The sequence below is a fragment of the Chryseobacterium caseinilyticum genome (assembly GCF_014837145.1).
Lineage (GTDB): Bacteria > Bacteroidota > Bacteroidia > Flavobacteriales > Weeksellaceae > Chryseobacterium > Chryseobacterium caseinilyticum.
On the sequence record NZ_JACYFS010000003.1, the window covers coordinates 231,499 to 253,459 of the forward strand.

Annotated in this window: 15 protein-coding genes and 1 pseudogene; 4 read left to right on the forward strand and 12 right to left on the reverse strand. The window is 34.9% G+C overall.

Annotation, left to right across the window (positions count from 1 at the left end):
* Nucleotides 1-55 precede the first annotated feature (55 nt).
* The 6 genes and pseudogenes from IC610_RS11700 to IC610_RS11725 all read right to left on the reverse strand — a co-directional run bounded on the left by IC610_RS11700 (nucleotide 56) and on the right by IC610_RS11725 (nucleotide 7,627).
* Nucleotides 56-568, reverse strand: coding sequence for a hypothetical protein (locus IC610_RS11700; RefSeq protein ID WP_191737021.1), 513 nt, complete (start codon nucleotides 566-568; stop codon nucleotides 56-58).
* Nucleotides 568-2,718 (reverse strand): ribonuclease R, encoded by a 2,151-nt coding sequence (gene rnr, locus IC610_RS11705; RefSeq protein ID WP_056083091.1) that lies wholly within the window; start codon nucleotides 2,716-2,718, stop codon nucleotides 568-570. Before rnr ends, IC610_RS11700 begins: the two co-directional genes overlap by 1 nt.
* Nucleotides 2,719-2,720: 2 nt before the next feature.
* The gene (locus IC610_RS20185; RefSeq protein WP_191737022.1) at nucleotides 2,721-3,773 is read right to left on the reverse strand and encodes a thrombospondin type 3 repeat-containing protein; all 1,053 of its coding nucleotides are present in this window, start codon (nucleotides 3,771-3,773) and stop codon (nucleotides 2,721-2,723) included.
* 1,018 nt (nucleotides 3,774-4,791) lie between these two features.
* Nucleotides 4,792-5,043, reverse strand: a pseudogene (locus IC610_RS11715) (thrombospondin type 3 repeat-containing protein); the annotation flags it as partial.
* A gap of 493 nt (nucleotides 5,044-5,536) precedes the next feature.
* The gene (gene rpiB, locus IC610_RS11720) at nucleotides 5,537-5,971 is read right to left on the reverse strand and encodes a ribose 5-phosphate isomerase B (protein WP_056027681.1); all 435 of its coding nucleotides are present in this window, start codon (nucleotides 5,969-5,971) and stop codon (nucleotides 5,537-5,539) included.
* A 36-nt stretch (nucleotides 5,972-6,007) separates the two neighbouring features.
* Nucleotides 6,008-7,627 (reverse strand): DUF4139 domain-containing protein, encoded by a 1,620-nt coding sequence (locus IC610_RS11725; protein ID WP_191737023.1) that lies wholly within the window; start codon nucleotides 7,625-7,627, stop codon nucleotides 6,008-6,010.
* A 700-nt stretch (nucleotides 7,628-8,327) separates the two neighbouring features.
* Here IC610_RS11725 and IC610_RS11730 point away from each other — a divergent pair.
* Nucleotides 8,328-9,518 carry a phosphoglycerate kinase gene (locus IC610_RS11730; RefSeq protein WP_191737024.1) on the forward strand — a complete coding sequence of 397 codons (1,191 nt, stop codon included), beginning with the start codon at nucleotides 8,328-8,330 and terminating at the stop codon, nucleotides 9,516-9,518.
* A 649-nt stretch (nucleotides 9,519-10,167) separates the two neighbouring features.
* Here IC610_RS11730 and IC610_RS11735 read toward each other — a convergent pair.
* From IC610_RS11735 to IC610_RS11760, 6 genes are all read right to left on the reverse strand, one after another.
* Complete coding sequence (locus tag IC610_RS11735) at nucleotides 10,168-10,989, reverse strand: class I SAM-dependent methyltransferase (RefSeq protein WP_191737025.1); 822 nt, start codon at nucleotides 10,987-10,989, stop codon at nucleotides 10,168-10,170.
* 100 nt (nucleotides 10,990-11,089) lie between these two features.
* Nucleotides 11,090-12,952, reverse strand: a complete 1,863-nt coding sequence (mnmG, locus tag IC610_RS11740) for a tRNA uridine-5-carboxymethylaminomethyl(34) synthesis enzyme MnmG (protein ID WP_191737026.1) — start codon at nucleotides 12,950-12,952, stop codon at nucleotides 11,090-11,092.
* Between the two features lie 206 nt (nucleotides 12,953-13,158).
* On the reverse strand, nucleotides 13,159-13,566 hold the full coding sequence (gene ybeY, locus IC610_RS11745; RefSeq protein ID WP_191737027.1) for an rRNA maturation RNase YbeY: 408 nt from the start codon (nucleotides 13,564-13,566) through the stop codon (nucleotides 13,159-13,161).
* Between the two features lie 5 nt (nucleotides 13,567-13,571).
* A complete protein-coding gene (locus IC610_RS11750) occupies nucleotides 13,572-15,728 on the reverse strand; it encodes a patatin-like phospholipase family protein (RefSeq protein WP_191737028.1) in 2,157 nt (718 codons plus the stop codon).
* A 2-nt stretch (nucleotides 15,729-15,730) separates the two neighbouring features.
* Complete coding sequence (locus IC610_RS11755) at nucleotides 15,731-18,178, reverse strand: bifunctional UDP-N-acetylmuramoyl-tripeptide:D-alanyl-D-alanine ligase/alanine racemase (protein ID WP_191737029.1); 2,448 nt, start codon at nucleotides 18,176-18,178, stop codon at nucleotides 15,731-15,733.
* A gap of 139 nt (nucleotides 18,179-18,317) precedes the next feature.
* Nucleotides 18,318-18,911, reverse strand: coding sequence for a thymidine kinase (locus IC610_RS11760; RefSeq protein WP_056083125.1), 594 nt, complete (start codon nucleotides 18,909-18,911; stop codon nucleotides 18,318-18,320).
* Between the two features lie 60 nt (nucleotides 18,912-18,971).
* On the opposite strand from IC610_RS11760, the gene IC610_RS11765 reads away from it, so the two are divergent.
* Genes IC610_RS11765 through fabG form a run of 3 tightly spaced genes read left to right on the forward strand, consistent with a single transcriptional unit; the run spans nucleotide 18,972 to nucleotide 21,908 of the window.
* Nucleotides 18,972-20,417, forward strand: a complete 1,446-nt coding sequence (locus IC610_RS11765) for a hypothetical protein (protein WP_191737030.1) — start codon at nucleotides 18,972-18,974, stop codon at nucleotides 20,415-20,417.
* Between the two features lie 2 nt (nucleotides 20,418-20,419).
* Nucleotides 20,420-21,154, forward strand: coding sequence for a 16S rRNA (cytidine(1402)-2'-O)-methyltransferase (gene rsmI, locus IC610_RS11770; RefSeq protein ID WP_228462914.1), 735 nt, complete (start codon nucleotides 20,420-20,422; stop codon nucleotides 21,152-21,154).
* Between the two features lie 10 nt (nucleotides 21,155-21,164).
* Nucleotides 21,165-21,908 carry a 3-oxoacyl-[acyl-carrier-protein] reductase gene (gene fabG / locus IC610_RS11775; RefSeq protein WP_056083134.1) on the forward strand — a complete coding sequence of 248 codons (744 nt, stop codon included), beginning with the start codon at nucleotides 21,165-21,167 and terminating at the stop codon, nucleotides 21,906-21,908.
* The last annotated feature ends 53 nt before the right edge of the window (nucleotides 21,909-21,961 follow it).

A 21,961-nucleotide genomic window follows, 5' to 3' on the forward strand; every position in this document is an offset into this window, starting at 1 on the left:
TTTCTAAAAAAAAAGAGACTGTCTTGTTAGAACAGCCTCTGGTCTTTAGAAAATTCTAATTATCAGGACAATTTTCATTATCCATAAATTGAAATTTTTTTATTGTTTTCAAACCGAAAATTCCTCTTTCAAAAGTATATGTTATTTGATTGTTTCCCCACATTTTTTTGTAATCAATAAAAAAACTTCTTGTCATGTAAGAGTACGGATAGGCATTTTCACTAAGATAGATATATGTAGTTTTTCCTTTTTGGTGGCTATGTCTTCCTCCTATTTCAGAAATCATATTTTTAAAACAGTATGTTTCCTTTTGAGGATTCATTCCTGTAAAATAATTTATTAGAAAAAAGCAATTGACGATAAAAGGAAATGTAACCGATAAAAAGTATTTTTTATCTCCGTCTTTAATCCTGATTAATTTTTTATCGATTAATTTATTAAGAATAAAACAAATCAAAATGATAATCACAATGAACAGATAAAAATTGATCACGGTTTTAAATATTATAGTAATAATTAAAACAACATTGATAATACTGAAAACAATATATTTATCTGTCTTTGTCATTACTCAACAATCTTAAAATCAAGCTGCTTCGCTATTAAATTGGCTTTAACCACTTTAATCTGAACCTGATCTCCCAACTGATATCTGTTTCCTGTGCGAGAACCGTAAACGGCATGCGTTGCTTTATCGTAAGTGTAAGAATCATCCATCAAATCACGAAGTTTGATTAAACCTTCAGCACCGTTTTCAGGAATTTCTACCCAGAAACCAAATTCTGCAACTCCGGAAATCACACCTGTGAACGTTTCTCCCAAATGTTTCTCCATGAATTTTACCTGCATGAACTTAATTGAATCTCTCTCTGCATCGGCAGCCAGACGTTCTCTTGCGCTGCAGTGTTTTGCTTTTTCTTCCAGCTCATTTCTGTCGGGAGATTTTCCGCCATCCAGGTAATGCTGAAGCAATCTGTGAGCAAGCAAATCGGGATAACGACGGATAGGAGAAGTGAAATGCGAATAATAATCAAAGCCCAAACCGTAGTGGCCAATCGGCTCGGTAGAGTAGACTGCTTTGCTCATGCTTCGCATCGCCAAAGTTTCGATCATATTTTCTTCGCCTTTGCCTTTTACGTCTTTCAGTAAAGAGTTTAAAGATTCTGCCACTTTTTTGGTATTTGCCAAATCCATTTTGTATCCGAAAGTGGAAACAAAATCTCTTAGAGCTTCCAGTTTCGCAGGATCCGGATCGTCGTGAACCCTGTAAATAAAGGTATTCTGATTGGGTCTTCCTTTTTTCAGAGAGACAAATTCTGATACTTTTTTATTAGCAAGCAACATAAATTCCTCAATCAAGTGATTCGAATCTTTGCTGATTTTGAAATAAACCCCAATCGGCTGATTGTTTTCATCTAAATTGAAACGAACCTCGCTTCTGTCAAAAGTAATTGCACCGTTTCTGATACGTTCTGCACGCATAATTTTTGCCAAATCATCCAAAACATTGATTTCTTCCTGCAAATCACCTTCTTTTGTCTCAATTCTTTCCTGAGCTTCTTCGTAAGTAAATCGTCTGTCGGAGTGAATTACGGTTCTGCCAAACCATTCTTTCTGGATTTCTGCCTTGTCATTCAATTCGAACACGGCTGAGAATGTATATTTATCTTCATTCGGACGGAGTGAACAGACATCGTTACTCAAAACTTCCGGCAACATTGGTACAACGCGGTCTACGAGATAAACTGACGTTGCTCTTTCGTATGCTTCGTCATCCAAAACGGTTCCGGGAATCACGTAATGTGAAACGTCTGCGATATGAACGCCAACTTCCCAGTTTCCATTATCGAGTTTTCTCACCGACAGCGCATCGTCAAAATCTTTGGCATCTTTCGGGTCAATGGTAAAGGTTAAAATATCCCTCATATCCCAACGTTTCGCCGCTTCTTCATCTGTAATTCTGCGGTCGATTTTGTCGGCATCTCTTTCAACTTCCTCCGGAAAATCGTAAGGTAAACCATATTCTGCAAGGATAGAGTGGATCTCGGTTTCATGTTCGCCGGGATTTCCTAAAACCTGAAGAATTTCACCTTCAGGATTTTTATCTCCAGGTTTCCATTCAGTCATTTTTACAACCACTTTATTACCGTTTTCGGCACCGTTTATTTTTCCTTTCGGAATAAAAATATCGGTATTGATTGTTTTTTTATCGCAAACTACAAACCCAAATTCCTTATGAGGAACGAGTTGAAAAGTTCCGACAAATTCAGTTCTTTTTCTCTCCAGAACTTCCAGAACAGAGCCTTCGAGTTTTTTACCTTTAAAATTGTAGGTAACAATTAAAACTTTATCGCCCTGCAAAGCATCTTTGACATTTTTAGAATGAACGAAAACGTCGTCTTTCAGGTTTTCTACCGTAACGTATGCATTTCCGCTTTGGTTAAAATCTATAGTTCCCGTTAAAGTACCTTCAATATTGAGATTGATGCTGTATTTTCCTTTATCGGTTTCTTTAATTCTCTGGCTCGACAGTAATTTGTGCAAAGCCTGAATCACCATTTCGCGCTGTCGTGGATTTTTGTGGTCGATCCCGTCTGAGATCTGTTTGTAATTGTAAACTTTTGTTTGGTTCTGATTCATGAAACGGAGAATCAATCTCCCTATTTCCACGAGTTTTGAGTCATTTTTCTGACTTATGTATTTATTTTTTTTTGGCATTTTTAAAAATTTTGTTTTGTGTCAATCAATTTCCATTGATTGTTTATAAATTGATATACTAAATATTTTCTGTTAAAACGATGTATGTTGTTCGCCAAAGATATATCAGAATGGTACGTCGTATAAAGCATTTCAACATTCACTGTTTTTCCGAAATCATTTTTATTAATATTTACTGATAGTACATTTAACTTTTTTATCGGTTGAGTGATGTTATTTTTATAATAGATAGGAACCTCTTTTTCCGATCCTTGTTTAGATATTTTAATTTTTTTGTTTTGAAGATTTAGTTTTGAAAAATTGTTTGGAATATTTTCAAATTCAATTCCACTTCCCATTCCATCATAAAGTATTCCCAGAATAAAGTTTTTATTAATTTTATTAAAAATTTTTGTTATTGTCTCGGCTGTCCAAAAATCGCTTGACTTATAAAATGGGGTATCATTGCGAGAAAAATTACAAGAATATTCTCTTCCCGGGATTGTTCCACATTCCAGAAATTCTGACTCCACAACTAAAATCAGATTTTTCTCTTTTAACAAACTTAAATCAATATTTTTTATAATTTCATCTGCTAATGAAGTGTAATCTATCGTTTTTCCTTGCTCCCGAAGATGTTTCAATCTTTCCTGTTCTTCTTCGTAAAGTTTTTTACAATCTTCCTTCATGCATCCATTTTTAAGAGGTTCATCAGATGCATATCCAAAAACCGTAGGACATGCATCATCATTATCTAAAATACCATCTTCGTCCATATCAGGAATAGGACAGCCATGGTATTCTGATAAACCTTTAATTTCAGGACATTGATCATCTTTATCAATAACACCATCGTTATCGGTATCTTTCCATGGACAGCCTGCATTTTCATTTACTCCAAAAATTTTCGGACAGCTATCTGAATAAAATAAAACGCCGTCTTTATCTTCATCTGAAAAACATATCTTTTTGCTGAACTCCTTCCTGCATTTTTTAAAAGCTTCTTTGTCGGAGATTTCCTGTGCATCGGCAAAACAAGCTGAAATCACAATTAAAAAAGATAAAAACTTTTTCATGAATTAGATCTTGAGATTGTGTGATAAGCAGATTTGATTCCAGATAATTTCATCGAATGATCAATGGATATTTTCAAGCGAATGATTTTCAGATTCACTTGAGAATTTAATACTATTTGAGAATTTTCTAACATTAATGATTATAGACTTTGAGTGCATGATTTTTAATAAAAATCAGTCTACAGCTCAGACTTAGTTTTGTATAAATTTAAAACAAATATGGAGAAGAGTGGGGAAATATTTCTGATAATCTTTTTAAAAATATCTGAAATTTTAGGAGGAATCAACAGTCGAGTAATTACCATTGGACTTTGCAAATATATAAAATAAAAAATGAAAAAGTATTATTACTTGATTTTCAACACATTAAACTTTAGCTTTGAGTCATTTTCATGATTTTATATTAATTTTAATTTTTCAATTCGTTCCAATTTCCATTGCTGTATTCTAATTTTTTAGAAACAGGATACAATCCTCCAGAGTTGGGATTATACGTAATATCTAATACATAAGGGCTCACAAATCTTATTTCTATCACAATTGTGACAGCGTTTGCTTTAACTGCTTTTTGGCCTTGAGGAAAAATGTATGATGTACTTCCTGTTGATTTTAATTTAAGATAATTATGTAATTCTTCTGATAAAACTGTACTAAAACGGCTATCATATTCTTTAAATGGATACCTAACCATTACGGCAACATTATTTTTCTCAACAAACCTATCTAATGTTTTTTTATTCCAGAATTTTATCAGTAAAAAATTATATTCATCTGTATTTCTGCTACTTGTACAAGTAGGAACATAATTTCTGGGATGATAATCACATGATGGACCATAATCCAGAAATTTCAGATAAACTAAATTTACCTTTATATTTTTATTTTTCTCAGTAAAATATTTCAACAAATTGCCACTCAGTTTACTATAAATGTTCTCAATTGTTGAATTATCTTCTCTGAATTTTTCAAATTTATTTTTTTCATCTTCGTAAAATTGAGTACAATCCAGTTTTCCACCAGGACAGCCATTTTTCTCAACTATACCTGGAACATTCGGACATGCATCATCTTTATCCAAAACTCCATCACCATCTATATCCGGCCACGGACAACCATTATTTTCAAGTGGTCCTGCAACTGAAGGACAGGCATCATCTTTATCCAAAATACCGTCTCCGTCAGAATCCGGCCATTTACATCCATTATTTTTTGCAGTTCCCGATTCTTTTGCACAACGGTCTGAATAAAACAAAACACCATCTTTATCTGAAAAACATATCTTTTTGCTGAACTCCTTCCTGCATTTTTTAAAAGCTTCTTTGTCAGTAATTTTCTGTGCATTGGCAAAACAAGCTGAAATCACAATTAAAAAAGATAAAAACTTTTTCATGAATTAGATCTTGAGATTGTGTAATAAGCAGATTTGATTCCCGATAATTTCATCGAATGATCAATGGATATTTTCAAGCGAATGATTTTCAGATTCACTTGAGAATTTAATACTATTTGAGAATTTTCTAACATTAATGAGTATAGACTTTGAGTGTAAGATTTTTTTAATAATCAATTTACAACTCAGACTTAGTTTTGTATAAATTTAAAACAAATATGGAGAAGAGTGGGGAAAATTTTCTGATAATCTTTTTAAAAATATCTGAAATTTTAGGAGGAATCAACAGTCGAGTAATTACCATTGGACTCTGCAAATATATAAAATAAAAAATAAATAAGGCTTGCAAACTGAATTACAAGCCTTTATATTTTTAGCAGACTGCAATTTTATCTACCCTGTTCTGGTGTCTTCCACCTTCAAAAGGCGTATTAAGAAACTTATTTGCAATTTCTATCGCCACTTCTTTTGCAATAAATCTCGCAGGAATCGAAATCATATTCGCATCGTTGTGCTGTCTAGCCAGCTCAGCAATTTCGGGCATCCAGCACAGTGCACATCTGATTTTCTGATGTTTGTTGGCTGTAATCTGCACACCATTTCCACTTCCGCAGATCAAAATTCCCAATTCGTTTTCTCCGTTTTCAACTGATGTTGCTGCGGGATGTACAAAATCCGGATAATCCACAGAATCTGTAGAAAAAGTCCCGAAATCCTGAACTTCAAACTGCTCTTCGAGATGTTTTTTCAGAATTTCCTTGTACTCAAAACCGGCGTGGTCTCCGGCAATTGCAATTTTTCTTTTCATTTTACTTTTATATTAGATTTTAAATTTATTTTTAGTTTATAAACCTCTTAAATCACTGCCTTTTAAAGAATTAACTTTATATGAGAAATTTATTTTCTGAGTTTCATTAGCATTTAAAGATACATTCCAGGTCAGAATTCCTGTTTTTTCATCGTATTCTGCATTCCCTTTATCTACCATCGTAATAATAATCTGCTTATCTGTGGTGATTGGAATCTGGTCTTTCAGTTTAATTTTTATCTTTTCACTTTTGTTGTTTCTCACCGTAATTTCAAACGCAAACTGCTGTTCTTTATTCGTCGAAGAAATGCTTTTTGTGAACGTTTTATCTTTCACCGGCTGTCTTTTAATGCTGATTCTCCGGTCTTCACCTAAGGTCAGAATCATTTTACTGTCGGTAGTTTCCGGGTTGATGACGGTTTTGCCAACATTCGTGTCTTCGAAAACAATATTTGCTTCGGCAGGAATCAAATTATACTTGTCTAAATTTTCAATTTCAGCAACTAAAAATGCAGAATTGGAATATTTTGGCACCGCAGAATAAATAAAGTTTGCAGCGATATCTGTGGAATTTAAATTAATGCTGTTATCTTTGTTATTCGATAAAATAGTGAATTTATCTTCCAGCTCGTAGCTTAAATTCAACTGATTTTGAGAAACTACATTTCTCGGTCCGGTTACAACCATTTCAGAAATTTCGGACACCGAAGCGGAGGAATTTCCTCTGATAGAAACTCCGGGAACTTTTCCCTGCAACATGGCAGCTACATTTGTTCTATCTTCCTGAGGCTGATAGTACAGCTGCCAAATCCCAAGCTCAGGCATCACTCTGCGCTGGTTAGGATTTCCTGAAATTAAATTCAATTTCACATTTTTCCAGTCCAAACCTGAGTTTTGGCGGATCATCGCCTTATATCCTAAATTTATTTTTCCTCCCAAACCATTGGCAATAACGTCATAATAAGGTCTCCAGGAAGCATTATAAACGTTGTACTTTATCTCCATATTCACATTTTCACTGGCTTCGGAAGAAACCTGAAGAATGAGTTTTCCTTTTGGGTAATTTTCTCTTTCCTGACTATTAAGATTAAATTTCTTCTGCAGGGTGGACAGTTTCTCAAGCCACTTGTTACTGATTTCCTGATTATTTTCAAGTTCTTTACCCAACTCCAATCTTTTCTTCTGATTGTATTTCAACAATTTTGAAACTTCAGAAGCATAAGAGGTAGAACCTGAATTAATGGTTTGATTGATATCTAAAATTTCAAGGCTTTTTGTAAGAGCGTTTCTTTGTAGATTTAAATTACTAATTTGCTTCCTAACCAGATCAATACTGTCTAAAACAACCTTATGCTGCGGATTTTTTTTATCTAAAGCAACAGCATACATCTCTTCATCATTAGAAAAACGGTAGGTGAGAATCGAGATTTTATTTTTACTTCCCAGTTTAATCGAATTCTGATCAATGTTTTCAGCAATATTGGTGATGATAATCTCCGAACTACCTTTCGGGATTTTAAAAGAAGTCGTCGAAAAAAGCTCTCCAGACTGTTCATATACTGTCGCGGTTTTCAGCTCAGCTTCAGCAAAGACAGGCTTCTGACAGTAAACCGAAATAGAAAATAATGAAAGACCAAACAGATAAAATTTATTCATCACATCAGTTTTTTTGAATGTTCAAATTTAAGTATTAAATCTCAATTGTTAGTTTCCCGTCGAATGAGTGTTAGCATCATTGTGAATAACTGTGGAAAACTATGTTGAAATTAAACTTTTTTTCTCACCAAAAATTAACTAATGAAAGTTGCCTCCAAATATTCGGGCACAAATTTTCAAAAACTTTCCTCAGACATTTCTGAAGTTTCTCCATAAACCGGTTATTCATAAACGGTATCGTGGAAAAGTTATCCATATTTGTTGGTAAGTATCAGAAAAATCAGATCTACAGCGTTTTACTTTGTGAATTAAATATGAATTAAACTAAAACTGCGTGTTATGAAGTATTTGCTTTAAAGTTATCCCCTAAACTCACAACACTCAACAACAGTATTCATTCTTTCTTTATTAAAAAAAAGAAATTAGTGTTGATTAGTGAATGGGGGATTGTGCGGAAAATTTTGAAAACTTTTAAAAGTTTAGATTTTTTGCGAGACTTTAAAATCTTACATTTGTGAAACAGAAATTTAAAAAAAGCAAGTGATGCCGACCTGAGTTTGAATGATCCATCCGTGCTGATGGAAACGGCCATTTGCGAAAAATTAAGTCTGAATAAGTCATTTCGGGATTTGGTTTCTTGCGGAAACTAAATGTGGAATAGCGATTGCTCACGACTTTGGAAAAATATTAAATATACAATATGAAAACAATCAAAGATTTCGATTTTAAAGACAAAAAAGCTCTGGTAAGAGTAGATTTTAATGTTCCACAGGATGACCAGCTGAAGGTGACCGATAACACAAGAATTGTTGCTGTAAAACCTACAGTTGATAAGATTTTGAATGATGGAGGTTCTGTAATTTTAATGGCTCACTTAGGCAGACCAAAGGGAGAAGTTAAAGATGAGTTTTCTTTGAAACATATTGTTGATGAAGTTTCAGAAGTTCTTGGCAAAGAAGTAAAATTCGTGGAAGAATGTGTTGGAGAAAAGGCTGAACAGGCTGCTTCTGAACTGAAAGCCGGAGAAATTCTTTTACTGGAAAATTTACGGTTTCACAGTGAAGAAGAGAAAGGTGATGAGGCGTTTGCTGAAAAGCTTTCTAAATTAGGAGATGCTTATGTGAATGATGCCTTCGGTACAGCGCACAGAGCTCATGCTTCTACAGCTGTGATTGCCAAATTTTTTGAATCAACTAAATTTTTCGGTTTACTGATGGCTGATGAGCTTAAGGCAATCGATAAGGTTTTAAAAAGCGGAGAAAAGCCAGTTACAGCGATACTTGGAGGCTCTAAAGTTTCAACTAAAATTACCATTATAGAAAATATTTTGCCTGCAGTTGATAATTTAATCATTGGTGGTGGAATGGCATTTACATTTATTAAAGCACTTGGTGGCAAAATTGGAACTTCACTGGTTGAAGAAGATAAACTGTCCCTTGCACTTGAAATTATAGGCAAAGCGAAAGAACATAATGTAAAAGTTTATCTTCCTTCAGATACCGTAATTGCTGAAAGTTTCAGTAATGATGCTGATACACAGGAAGTAAATATTTATGAAATTCCTGAAGGATGGATGGGATTGGATGCCGGTCCGAAATCAAGAGATCAGTTCAATGATGTGTTACTGAATTCAAAAACGATTCTTTGGAATGGTCCAATCGGAGTTTTTGAAATGTCAAATTTCTCTGCGGGAACTGTTGCTTTGGGAGACAGTATTGCAGAAGCTACGAAATTGGGAGCTTTTTCATTAGTTGGGGGAGGAGACAGTGTTGCTTTCGTTAAACAGTTCGGTTATGGCGAAAAAGTAAGTTATGTTTCTACCGGAGGTGGAGCTATGCTTGAAAGTCTGGAAGGTCTGGAACTTCCCGGAGTTGCGGCAATAAATAAGTAAGAATTTATTTTTTGGAAATATTCGGTCTGGCAGATTTTCTGCCGGACCTTTTTTGTACAAAAGTGCGAAATTGATTTTTCTTGAAATTCCACAAAAAATGACTTTCAGAGATATGTCTATTTTCTTAAAAGTCAAAATCCGCGACTTGTAATATCGGATTTAAAATTAAGGCTGGAAAAGGCTGGTTTCTGTTGAAATTTATCTTTTGAAGATTGATTTTCTGACACAAAAAGTGGTTTTATGTTTCTTTTGTCATTCTTGCTTTTCGTATTGTATTCGATCTATATTTTTTATCTCTCAGGTGACTTTTTATAATTCTCAAAAATTGTAATCTAGAAATGTGTAAAGTTATTTTTTCTATTTATTTTTTTTGCATTGAATATTCAGTTTTTGAAAATGAACAAAGTGAAAGATAATTATAGAAAAGATAAAAATTTCTTCCTGTTTCGGATTTGTATTTTAGATTATGTTTTCGAAAAAATGAAGTTAGAGATGAAATTGAATTTTGAATATGAAAAATTTTTATCGATTTATGTGTTTGGTAGAATAGGATGAAAATAAAAAACTCAGAAGATTTTTCTGAGTTTTTGTCTTTTTTGTGATAAAATGCTGAAAATTGACTTTCAGAAATAGCTTAAAAATCGAATTTCTACTTTTTTTCGATAATGTATATCAAACTTGAAAATTCGTTCGAAAAAAGAGCCTTTATGTTAGAAATTGTTCCAAAGATCGTTGCTTTAAGCCAAAAAAGTGGTGATTTTTTATATTTTTCGCTTAACATCGAGATGTAATATGAATCTAAGATCAGTGGTTTAATTTTTCTCATTTTCCAGTTTGGTTTTTTAGAAATCAAATTTTCCATTCCATTTTTAGAAAAGTGATATATGTGTCTGGGCACATCGTATGCTGCCCAGTATTCTTTATAATGTTTAGCATCAAAAGAAGTAGGGTTGGGAACAGCAATAATCAGCAGACCTTTTTCCTTTAATTTTCTGTTAAATATTTCAAGCATTTCATCTTGATTTTCCACATGCTCGAAAACATGCCAAAGTGTTATTGCATCCAGACTTTGATCTTCGATCGTATTAAGATTATCTAAAATTTCCGCCTTTGATATCTTTTGACGTGCAGCATTCCTTGCGTCAGAGTCAGGTTCAAATCCAAAAGTTATAAAGTCATTTTCAATATATTTTACAAATTCACCAGCTCCGCAACCGTAATCAAGAACTTTTGAGCCTTTCTTAATTCGGTCTAAAAGGATCGTCTTTTTATATTGTAGATTGAATGACTGTAGAAATTTATAAAGTTTCTCCTTTAAACTTCCAGAATCCTGATGATGCGAAATATAATCTTCACTTTCATAATACTTCGAAATATTGGATGGAATAGGGGAGGTTTTAAAAACTCCCATAGTATCGGTTTCTACAATTTCAAATATTTCCTGAGATAGAAAATGATCTTTAATTTTCATTTTGATTATTCTATTTTAAAAATAAAGGTATTCAGAAAAGTGTTTTAAGCCTCTAAATACCCTTGTTTATTTTAAATGTTTCACGTGAAACATATCTAATTTATCTTCCTAAATATACCATTAAAACGTTAATATCAGCAGGTGAAACACCACTTATTCTACCGGCTTGAGCCAAAGTTTTAGGACGTACTTTATTCATTTTTTGCTTCGCCTCTGCAGAAAGACTTGATATTTTTATGTAATCAAAATCCTCGGGAATTTTTACATTTTCCAACCGATTTAGTTTAGCAACATTTTCTTTTTCCTTTTCGATATAGCCTTTGTACTTAATGTTTACCTCTGCCTGTTCTCTTACTTCGTCGCTATACTGAGAAGTGAATTCTCTTATAGAATCAATCTCATCCAGTTTTTCCAGTGTAATATTAGGTCTTGTAAGAAATTGAGAAGCCCTGTAAGCCTGATCTACTGGATTACTTTCAATACTTTCTAAAATTGGGTTGATGATTCCAGGTTTTAAAGAAGTTTCTCTCAAATACGCTTCAAGTTCCTGACTTTTAGTGATTTTTTCTTCAACTTTTTTAAGTCTGTCCTCTTTTGCCAAGCCTAATTCGTATGCTTTTTCTGTCAATCTTATATCTGCATTATCCTGTCTTAAAAGTAATCTGTATTCTGCTCTTGAAGTAAACATTCTGTAGGGTTCTTCAGTGCCTTTTGTGATTAAGTCATCGATTAAAACACCGATATAAGCTTCATCCCTGTTGAGAATGAATTCATCTTTGTTATGAACTTTGTTATGAGCATTTATACCAGCCATTAAGCCTTGACCACCTGCTTCTTCGTAACCTGTTGTACCATTTATTTGACCTGCAAAATATAAATTGTCAACCAGTTTTGTTTCTAAGGTATGCTTTAACTGAGTAGGAGGGAAGTAGTCATATTCAATAGCATAGCCAGGTCTGAATACTTTCACATTTTCAAATCCAGGGATATGTTTCATTGCTTTTATCTGAACATCTTCTGGTAAGGAAGAACTGAAACCATTCACATAAATTTCAACAGTCCTCCAACCTTCTGGTTCCACGAAAAGCTGGTGTCTTGTACGTTCTGCAAAACGGTTTATTTTATCTTCAATACTTGGGCAGTATCTTGGTCCTAAACTCTGAATAGTACCGTTGAACATAGGACTTCTGTCAAAACCTTCACGCAGAATGTCGTGTACAGTTTCATTGGTATAAACAATATGACAGCTTAACTGTTTGGTTAATTTAGGAGAATCTAAATAGCTGAATTTTTGAGGATTTTCATCTCCTTTCTGTTCTTCCATTTTAGAGTAATCAAGACTTCTACCATCCACTCTCGGTGGAGTACCTGTCTTCATTCTGCCTGCTTCAAAACCTAAAGAAACCAATTGTTCAGTAATTCCGAAAGCTCTCGGTTCACCCATTCTTCCTCCTCCTAACTGCTTATCTCCAACGTGGATCAAACCATTTAAAAATGTTCCGTTTGTAAGAACGACAGACTTTGATCTGATCTCAATCCCTAAAGAGGTTATAACTCCTACAGCTTTGTTATTTTCAATAATAAGACTCTTAACCATATCCTGGAAAAAATCCAGATTTGGAGTATTCTCGAGTGCAAGACGCCATTCTTCAGCGAAAAGCATTCTGTCATTCTGAGTTCTCGGAGACCACATTGCCGGACCTTTTGAAAGGTTCAGCATCTTGAATTGGATTGCGGATTTATCTGCAATAATTCCTGAGTATCCACCCATCGCATCGATTTCTCTTACGATCTGTCCTTTTGCAATTCCTCCCATTGCCGGGTTGCAGCTCATCTGTCCGATGGTCTGCATATTCATTGTAACCAGCAAGGTTTTTGAACCTAAGTTCGCAGCAGCGGCAGCGGCTTCACACCCTGCGTGACCGGCACCTACTACAATTACATCATATATTTCTGAAATCATTTCTTTATTGCTTGTTTAAAGCTTTAAATTTTAATTTTTTCTCTAAATGTTTCACGTGAAACATTGTCTTAATAAACAGTCTCAAATAAGCTATGAGACGCTATTTAACCGCGGTCGCAGCATTTGCCTGAGCTCTTTTATCTTTGGAAAAAGAAAAAAAGCGAGTGCAGAGAGCGGGAATAAATTCCTAAATAATACTTAAAATTTTAGTAAAATTTTGCTAAATAAAAATCTTCTTTGCTTCGCATTAACTGTTCCTCTTCTTCCGACTTATCTTTATATCCCGAAAGATGCAGAACACCGTGAGCCAAAACTCTGCACAGTTCTTCTTCAAAATTTTTGGATAGAGTAGAAGCGTTGTCTGAAATGCGCTGCAAAGATACGAAAATCTCACCGCTTATGGTTTTGCCTTTTACATAGTCGAATGTAATGATATCTGTGTAGTAATCGTGCTGTAGATAATCCTGATTTACTTTCAGCAAATATTCGTCGTCACAGAAGATGTAGTTAATTTCTCCAAGCTTTTTTCCTTCAGAAAGAATTATATCTTCCAGCCAGCTTATATATTTTGTGTTAACAGTTTCAGGTAAGTTTTCGTAAAAGAATTGTATCATGATTTTTAAAACCAGTGTCCCAGAATGACACTGAATATGCCTTTTTGATTATTTTTGAGTGAATGTCCGAAATTAAATCTTATCTGGCCAAAAGGAGATTTGTAGCCAATACTTGCACCAACTGAACTGTAGTTTACTTTTACTGCATCTTCAAAGGTAATGTCGTCTGAAAGGTTGGCAAAAGAAAAGTTTCCGCTGAGGAAAAAGTTTTTCTTAAAGTTATACTGAACATCATTTGAAATTAAAGCGACATTATTACTGTTCAACTGTGCGAAATAGAAACCATTGAAAGTTTTAAAATTAACCACATTTTGTTCGAAGATTCCTCCCAATCTGTACTGATAAAAATTTGGAAGATTGTCGCCAATGGTAATTCCGCCATATAAATTCAGGTGATAGCTGAACTGTCTGGATAGTGGGATATTGATCCTAATGTCAGCTTTTACCTGCACGACTCTTTTGTCCACTTCAGATTTAAGCAGATCAATAACTTTACCTTCTGCGTTTAAATAAAATCCTTTGGTGGGAAAATCGCGGTCATTCTGCGTATCGCTTTTCAGAAATACATACGGATTGAGAAAGCGGTTATATCTTTTATTTAAACCGTTCATTTCCGCTTCGAAATAATCGTGACTGATTCCTGCTCCAATTGCAAATTTATCTTTCCACACCGATTGGATATATGCTTCATTTCTGAGCCACTCCCATTTGTCGATATTAATATTGTCGTTTCCTTTGATATCGAAACTCATCCCGGAAGAGTAGATACCAAATCCTGGAATGTATCCGTTATCAATAAAGTAATTTAAATAGTATCTGGGTCTATCTCCGACAATCACATCCAATGAAAGATTTGAATTTTTAAATAAAAGTCTTTTAGCGGAATAATTAAGTAAAAGTCCGGTTTTAAAAATTTCATCATAATGAAGTCCGAACTTTAAGAAATGTCTTGATTCATCTTCGGTGACATATAATTTAAGATAATTAATATTGTTTTCAGTAACGATATCATAGTTGATGAAACGGTAATTGTTCGTCGCAACCAATTTATCCAAACCACGGTTAATACTTCCATAGGTCTGCATCGATGGGAGACGGAGCCCCATTTTCCCAAGAACATAGTTTTTACCGTATATTCTCCCTCCATCAATTGAAATGCTGTCTATCTTATAAACATTAGAATAGATTGGATTTACGGCCTGTCTAAGGCGGTCAAATTCGCGTTTTGGCAGCTGATCCAATATTGCAGCGTATTTTTGCCCTTCCACATAGCCGCTGTCAAGAATTTTCTTCTTGTCGTCGTAGCTTGTAGCTGTCATTCCGGTGAGATTCGGTTTGATGTTGATGTCTGTATGTTTGTACTGTCTTCTGGTATCTTTTTGAATTCCAAAATCAATCACCTGATTCAAAATTGAAATAATATTATTTAAATCCTCTCTTTTCGAAAGATCCTGGTTCAGATCTACGCCGATGACAATATCAATTCCTTTGTCTTTTAATGGTTTTGAAGGGTAATTTACCGTCATCGCTCCATCAATATAAATACTGTCTCCGATTTTTACAGGATCCATTAAAGAAGGAAATGCTGAACTCGCCATGATCGACTGTACCAGATCTCCCTTTTCAAAAATCTCCATATTTCCGCTTTCAAGATTGGTGGCAACGCAGAGGAAGGGAATAGGAAGCTTGGAAAAATCATTGACGTTGGAAACGTTCTTAAATAACTCTTTTAGAAGGTAAACATTTTTCTGTCCGGAGCTGATGGAAGAGGGAAGGGTAATTTTCCCGTCCTGTAAAGGAATTGAAAATAAATATTTGTCAACAGATTTATTAAAAAAAGTACTTTCTTTTCTGGATTTAGGATCTCTGATTAAAGAATAAAAATCCGTATCCATCACGATTTTTTCAATTTCCTTGCCGGAATATCCTGACGCGTATAAACCTCCCACAATGGCACCCATGCTGGTTCCTGCGATGTAATCAACTTTTACTCCCAAAGAATCCAGTACCTTAAGAACGCCGACATGAGAAAATCCTTTCGCTCCGCCACCTGCAAGAGAAAGTCCTATCTTTGGATTTTTAGGAATCTTCAAATTTTCTTTTACTTGAGATTGAATCAGAAGTAGCTGAAGTGCGAATAAAAGAATCAGGAGTTTTCTCATAGTTAATCTTTTACATAAATCCGTTTTACGCGGGGTGAAATGGACGTTAATACTTCGTAGGTGATGGTTTTGCAATATTCTGCGAATTCTTTAAGGCTTGGTTTTGCATTAAAAACCGTGACAGTATCGCCTTCTTTCACATTTGGAATATGATCTACATTAATCATCATCATATCCATGCAAATACTGCCGACAATCGGAGCTAAGTTTTTATTAATACCTACGTTTCCAATCTCATTTCCAATTAACCTGGGAATTCCGTCTGCATATCCCACAGGAATTGTGGCGATTTTTGTAGGTTTATCAGCTTTAAATCTTCTGCTGTAACCCACTGATTCTCCGTTTTCTACCAATGAAATTTGGGAAATAACCGTTTTAAAACTGACAACAGACTGTAACTGTTTCTGTATATCACTATTTGGTGATTCTCCAAGCATTCCGATGCCAATTCTTACCATGTCATATTGATGACCGGTATAATTGGTTATTCCCGATGAATTTAAAATATGCCGCATAGGTGCGTAGCCTAGTTTTTCTATCAAATAACCTGAGTTTTTTTCAAATGTATCTAACTGATTCACTGTAAATTCTTTCTCAGTTGGTATATCTGAAGACGAAAGATGGCTGAAAATACTCTGAACCCTGACATTTATTTTACTCAAAATTTGACTCAGTTCATTAAGTTCGTGCTCTTTAAAACCAAGTCTGTGCATTCCTGTTTCCAGTTTGATGTGGATGGGATACTCTTTGTCATAACCTGATTTCTGAACCGCTTCATAGAAAAGTTCCAAAACACGAAAGCTGTAAATTTCCGGCTCAAGATTGTACTGTATAACGGTCTCGTAGCTGTGCTGCTCGGGATTCATCACAACGATTGGCACCGTGATTCCTTTTTTTCTCAGCTCAACACCTTCATCTACGAAAGCTACACCAAGATAATCAATGTGATGATGCTGCAGAAATTCTGAAATTTCATAACTTCCTAAACCATAAGCGTTTGCTTTTACCATAGCCATCATTTTTGTGGCAGGTTTTAATAGTGATTTATGGTAATTGATATTGTGCAGCAGTGCATTTAAGTTGATTTCAAGAACTGTGTCGTGTTTGCGAAGTTCGAGAAGATCTTTTACTTTTTCAATCTCAAATTTTCTTGCTCCTTTAAGCAGAATAATTTGATTTTCAATTTCCGTAAGATGTTTACTGTCAATTAATTCCTGAGTATTAATAAAAGTAAAAGTTTTAGATTTAAATAAATCACTAAAATTTGATATTTCACTCCCGATCAGAAAAACTGAATCAAAATTTTGCTCGTTCACCAATTCTGAAACTTCTTCATACAGCTCTTTTGAATTTGAATTGACACCAACAATATCAGTAAGAACCAGCGATTTCCTGGATTTTTTATATTCATTAAGAAACTGAAGGGCAGTTTTTAAAGAATCCAAATCGAGATTAAAGGAATCATTGATCACGATATTGTTCTTCTGTCCTTCAATGGCTTCCAGACGCATTTCAACGGCTTTCAGCGCGTTGATTTTTTCAATGATTTTCTGATTCTCTACTCCTAATTCTTTTAGGACTGTTATCAGTGCCAGAGCATTAGTTAATGTTGCTTCGTCCCGCTGATGAACAGGGAATGAGATTTCTTCACCAAAGTATTTTACCACGACATTTTCATCCCTGGAAATATTGCTTTTAAAGTTAACCTGATTTTCTACTTTAAAGCCGTAAGAAATTAATTTTTTACCTAAATATAAATCTTTTATCTTTTTGTTAACCAATTTATTGTCTCCATTGTAAATAATTACTTCTGAATTTTTGAAAAGCTTAATTTTTTCGTCGATTAATTCTTCTTCAGACCCGAAATTGGCAAGATGAGCCGTTCCGATATGCGTGAGTAGACCAATTTGTGGCTGGAAAATATCTTCCAGTTTGTGCATTTCATTGGGTTTGGAAATTCCGACTTCGAAAATTCCGAGCTCGTGAGAATCGTTGATCTGAAGCAGAGAAAGTGGTAATCCGATTTGAGAATTAAAACTCTTTGGACTCTTTACAGTCGGGAATTCATTCCAGAGACATTGATAAAGCCATTCTTTTAAAATAGTTTTACCGTTACTCCCTGTAATTCCAATGGATTTTAGATGAGAATTTTCAAAGTGATATTTAGCTAATTTCTGCAGAAATTCTATTGAATTTTCCACTAAAATCCAGTTGATATTTTCAAACTGAAGATATTGATGTTCTGAAATGATCACATTAATCCCTCTGTCGACAACAGATTCTATAAATTTTTCACCGGAATTTTTACCCGTGTTGATGGCTATAAATGCAGTATTTTTTGTTGAATAAATGATCCTGCTGTCAAAAGCGATGTTTTTGATCATTACATTTTTATCGCCAATTACTTTTGCATTGGTTATTTCTGCGATTTGTCCTGCGGTATAATTCATTGGTGCCTTTCTGCTTATCTGCTGTCTTTAATATTTGTTATTTTGATTATCGCCAATGCGAAAAGTTTGAAATAGTAATTAAAAATTTCAAAATCAGATTTTAATTATAGTATTAGCCTAATTTTTATATCAAACTAAATTAAACATTATTTATCTTCTCAAGAACTTCTTCTACAAAAACTCTTCTGCTCACGGCATCATAAGATTCTGTTTCTCCGAGCTCCACCAGATTTTTACCTTCTGATGTTCTCATCGAATAATTGGCTAAATTTCCGGTTCTACGGCAGATCGCATGTACTTTTGTGACATATTCTGCAGTCGCCATCAAGTTGGGCATCGGCCCGAAAGGTCTTCCCAGAAAATCCATATCCAAACCGGCGATCACTACACGTATTCCACTGTTTGCGAGCTGATTGGCAACTTCCACAATGCTTTCATCAAAAAACTGAGCTTCATCAATTCCCACTACATCGCAATTTGATCCGAGGAGAATAATTTCATCAGGATTTTGTACTGCTGTGCTGCGGATTTTATTTTTGTTGTGCGAAACGACATCTTCATCAGAATACCGGGTATCGGTTTTAGGTTTAAAAATTTCCACATTCTGCCCTGCCATTTCTGCTCTTCTCAGCCTTCGGATCAACTCTTCGGTTTTTCCGGAAAACATTGAGCCACAAATAACTTCCATCCAACCGCTCTGTTTGGAATGATTAATTGTATTTTCTAAAAACATTTGTTAAATTAGCCGTAATATTTTAACATCAAAAGTAAGCAATTTTAATAAGAATCTACGATGCAGAACATTCAAGATTTAAAGGATAAGATTTTTTTTGAATCCAGAAATATCATCGATATTTTGGGTGGAATAAACAATGTTGACGAACTGATTTCGAAGCACAATCTGTTAGAAGATTTGGCTGAAAAAATTGCTTTTTTAAAATTGTTGGATAAAAATATCAGAAATGATAACCAGGAAACCCCTGCTTTTTCAACACAGCCGGCAGAAGATTTACTGATGCCTGATCCTGTCACGGAGGAAGAAGCGATTTTCAATAACGAGCTCAATGAAATAGGAAATGAAGCTTTCACTGAGCCTGAAACGCAGTCTGAAGTTGAGGAAGAGGAAGCCATTTTTAATAATCAGTTAAATGAAATTATTGAAAGTGATTTCCATGAAAATATTGTCAACTCAGTTGAAGAAAACGAGCCGGAAGCGGATGTAAATTTTGTTTCGGACGAGATTTCAGATCATCTGCAACTCGAAGAAGAAGCTGTTTTCAACAATCAGCTGAATGAAATTGATGAGGAAGAGGAAGCCGAAAATACCGACCGTGTTCTCAGTTTTGTAGATGAAGACAGGATTCTGGAAAATTCTGAGCCGGATAACGATGACGATATCAAAGAAGAAATTTTTGAAGAGGAAGTTACTGAGGAAGAAGAGGTTTTTAATGATCAGCTGAGTGAAATCAATGAAGAGGAAAATCAGAATTCCGAAATTCGAAAAGAGGAAAAACATACCATTCACGACATTTTTGCGACCGAACAGAATGAAGATGATATTTTGATTGAAGAGACTGAAAATGAATACGTTTCAAGCCTGAATCATGGACAGGATGAAATCATTACAGAAAGTTCAAATGTAGAATCTATTTTAAGTGAAATTAAAAGAGATGATCAGGTTTTGGAAAAAGCTGAGATTGAAGCAAAACCTGAAGAATCTGACCGCAGAAGAATTGTTGACATCGATCAACCTCAATCTGAAACGGTAAACGAAAATCCACGTTCCGACGAAAGTTTTGAGAATATAGAAGCCTACCGTCAGGAAAAGAAAATAAAACTGGCCAACATCAGAGGACTGAAAAATATCCAGACACTGTTTGATGATGATCCTCTGGAGAGAGAAATTCCTGAAGAGAAACCTGAGCAGACTGAGGTAAAACCTGTTGTAAAAGAAGATACGGGAAGTTTGCTTAAAGCAAATATGCCGACAGATTTTATGGAAGCTGAAAAACCAAAACCTGAATTCAGACTGGATCTGAATGACAGACTTGCATTTACAAAGGTGCTTTTTGCTGGAAGCCAGACAGATCTTAATAATGCTGTTTCTGTACTGAACAGATGCAAAAATATTGATGAAGCTAAAGAATATCTGAGCGAGCTGTATTACGACAAAAAGTGGGAGAAGGTAGATGAATATGCCCAAAGACTTTGGGTATTGGTAGAAAATAAATTCCTTTAGTTTTGAGCGGAATACTGTATTTTGTTCCCACACCGGTCGGGAACCTTGAGGATATGACTTTCAGAGCAATCAAGACACTGAAGGATGTAGATTATATTTTGTGTGAAGATACCCGAACCTCGGGAATTTTACTGAAACATTACGAAATATCGAAACCTTTAAAATCCTATCATCTTCACAATGAGCATCAGGCCACTGAAAAAGTAATTGCAGACCTTAAAAACGGTCAGAATATTGCGATTATAACCGATGCGGGAACACCGGGGATTTCAGATCCCGGTTATCTTTTGGCAAAAGCGGGATCAGATCACACTATTGAAATGATTTGTCTGCCAGGTGCAACGGCTTTAATTCCAGCCCTTGTGGTGTCTGGTCTGCCGAACAATGAATTTCTGTTTGCCGGTTTTCTTCCACAGAAAAAAGGAAGACAGACCAAGTTAAAACAACTGGCAGAAGAGAAAAAAACAATTGTTCTGTATGAAAGTCCGCATAAAATCAATACGACTTTAGAACAGATAAAAGAATTTTTCGGTGAAGAAACCAAAGCAAGTTTAAGCAGAGAGATTTCGAAAAAATTTGAAGAAACTAAACGGGGAACAATCAATGAATTAATTGAATTTTCCAAAAGCAAAACTTTAAAAGGAGAAATTGTGCTGATTGTGAATAACGCGGCCGGCACGGAGGAAGAACCCACACAGAAAACTTCTACAAATAAATACAAAAACTTAGAAAAATAATATTACTATAATGAAACTATTAGAAGGAAAAGTAGCACTAATTACCGGAGCTACAAGAGGAATCGGGAAGGGAATTGCTGAAATTTTTGCTCAGCAGGGAGCGAAAGTAGCTTTTACCTATGCCGGATCTGTAGAAAAAGCGAAAGAATTGGAAACTGCTTTAAGTTCTGTTACTCAGATTAAAGGTTATCAGTCTGATGCATCAGATTATGATGCTGCACAGAAACTGGTAGAAGATGTGATGGCGGAGTTTGGTAAAATCGATATTTTGATCAACAACGCAGGGATCACCAAAGATAATCTGTTGATGAGAATGTCTAAAGACGATTGGGACACGATTATCAAAGTAAATTTAGATTCTGTATTCAACCTTACCAAAGCGGTGATTAAGCCGATGATGAAGGCTAAATCAGGCTCTATCATCAACATGACTTCTGTAGTTGGTGTGAAAGGTAACGCAGGACAGGCAAATTATGCCGCTTCTAAAGCAGGAGTTATTGGTTTCACAAAATCTATCGCTTTAGAACTGGGCTCAAGAAACATCCGTTGCAATGCCATTGCTCCAGGATTTATCGAAACTGAAATGACTGCAGCTTTAGATGAAAAAACCGTTCAGGGCTGGAGAGACGGAATTCCGTTGAAGAGAGGCGGACAGCCGGAAGATGTTGCCAACGCGTGCGTATTCTTCGGGAGTGAAATGTCATCTTATATTTCCGGTCAGGTTCTGAATGTTGACGGTGGAATGTTAACGTAAGAAAGATTTAATCAAAAATACAATCCCTTTCATCAATTTGGTGAAAGGGATTT

Excerpts from the sequence above, each read along its gene's own strand:
- mnmG (WP_191737026.1), bottom strand. The coding sequence starts at position 12,952 with ATGATTTCAGAAATATATGATGTAATTGTAGTAGGTGCCGGTCACGCA.
- IC610_RS11755 (WP_191737029.1), bottom strand. The coding sequence starts at position 18,178 with ATGAATTATACCGCAGGACAAATCGCAGAAATAACCAATGCAAAAGTA.
- IC610_RS11700 (WP_191737021.1), bottom strand. The coding sequence starts at position 568 with ATGACAAAGACAGATAAATATATTGTTTTCAGTATTATCAATGTTGTT.
- IC610_RS11750 (WP_191737028.1), bottom strand. The coding sequence starts at position 15,728 with ATGAGAAAACTCCTGATTCTTTTATTCGCACTTCAGCTACTTCTGATT.
- IC610_RS11760 (WP_056083125.1), bottom strand. The coding sequence starts at position 18,911 with ATGTTTTTAGAAAATACAATTAATCATTCCAAACAGAGCGGTTGGATG.
- IC610_RS11730 (WP_191737024.1), top strand. The coding sequence starts at position 8,328 with ATGAAAACAATCAAAGATTTCGATTTTAAAGACAAAAAAGCTCTGGTA.
- IC610_RS11735 (WP_191737025.1), bottom strand. The coding sequence starts at position 10,989 with ATGAAAATTAAAGATCATTTTCTATCTCAGGAAATATTTGAAATTGTA.
- IC610_RS11725 (WP_191737023.1), bottom strand. The coding sequence starts at position 7,627 with ATGAATAAATTTTATCTGTTTGGTCTTTCATTATTTTCTATTTCGGTT.
- rpiB (WP_056027681.1), bottom strand. The coding sequence starts at position 5,971 with ATGAAAAGAAAAATTGCAATTGCCGGAGACCACGCCGGTTTTGAGTAC.
- rnr (WP_056083091.1), bottom strand. The coding sequence starts at position 2,718 with ATGCCAAAAAAAAATAAATACATAAGTCAGAAAAATGACTCAAAACTC.
- IC610_RS11765 (WP_191737030.1), top strand. The coding sequence starts at position 18,972 with ATGCAGAACATTCAAGATTTAAAGGATAAGATTTTTTTTGAATCCAGA.
- ybeY (WP_191737027.1), bottom strand. The coding sequence starts at position 13,566 with ATGATACAATTCTTTTACGAAAACTTACCTGAAACTGTTAACACAAAA.
- fabG (WP_056083134.1), top strand. The coding sequence starts at position 21,165 with ATGAAACTATTAGAAGGAAAAGTAGCACTAATTACCGGAGCTACAAGA.
- IC610_RS20185 (WP_191737022.1), bottom strand. The coding sequence starts at position 3,773 with ATGAAAAAGTTTTTATCTTTTTTAATTGTGATTTCAGCTTGTTTTGCC.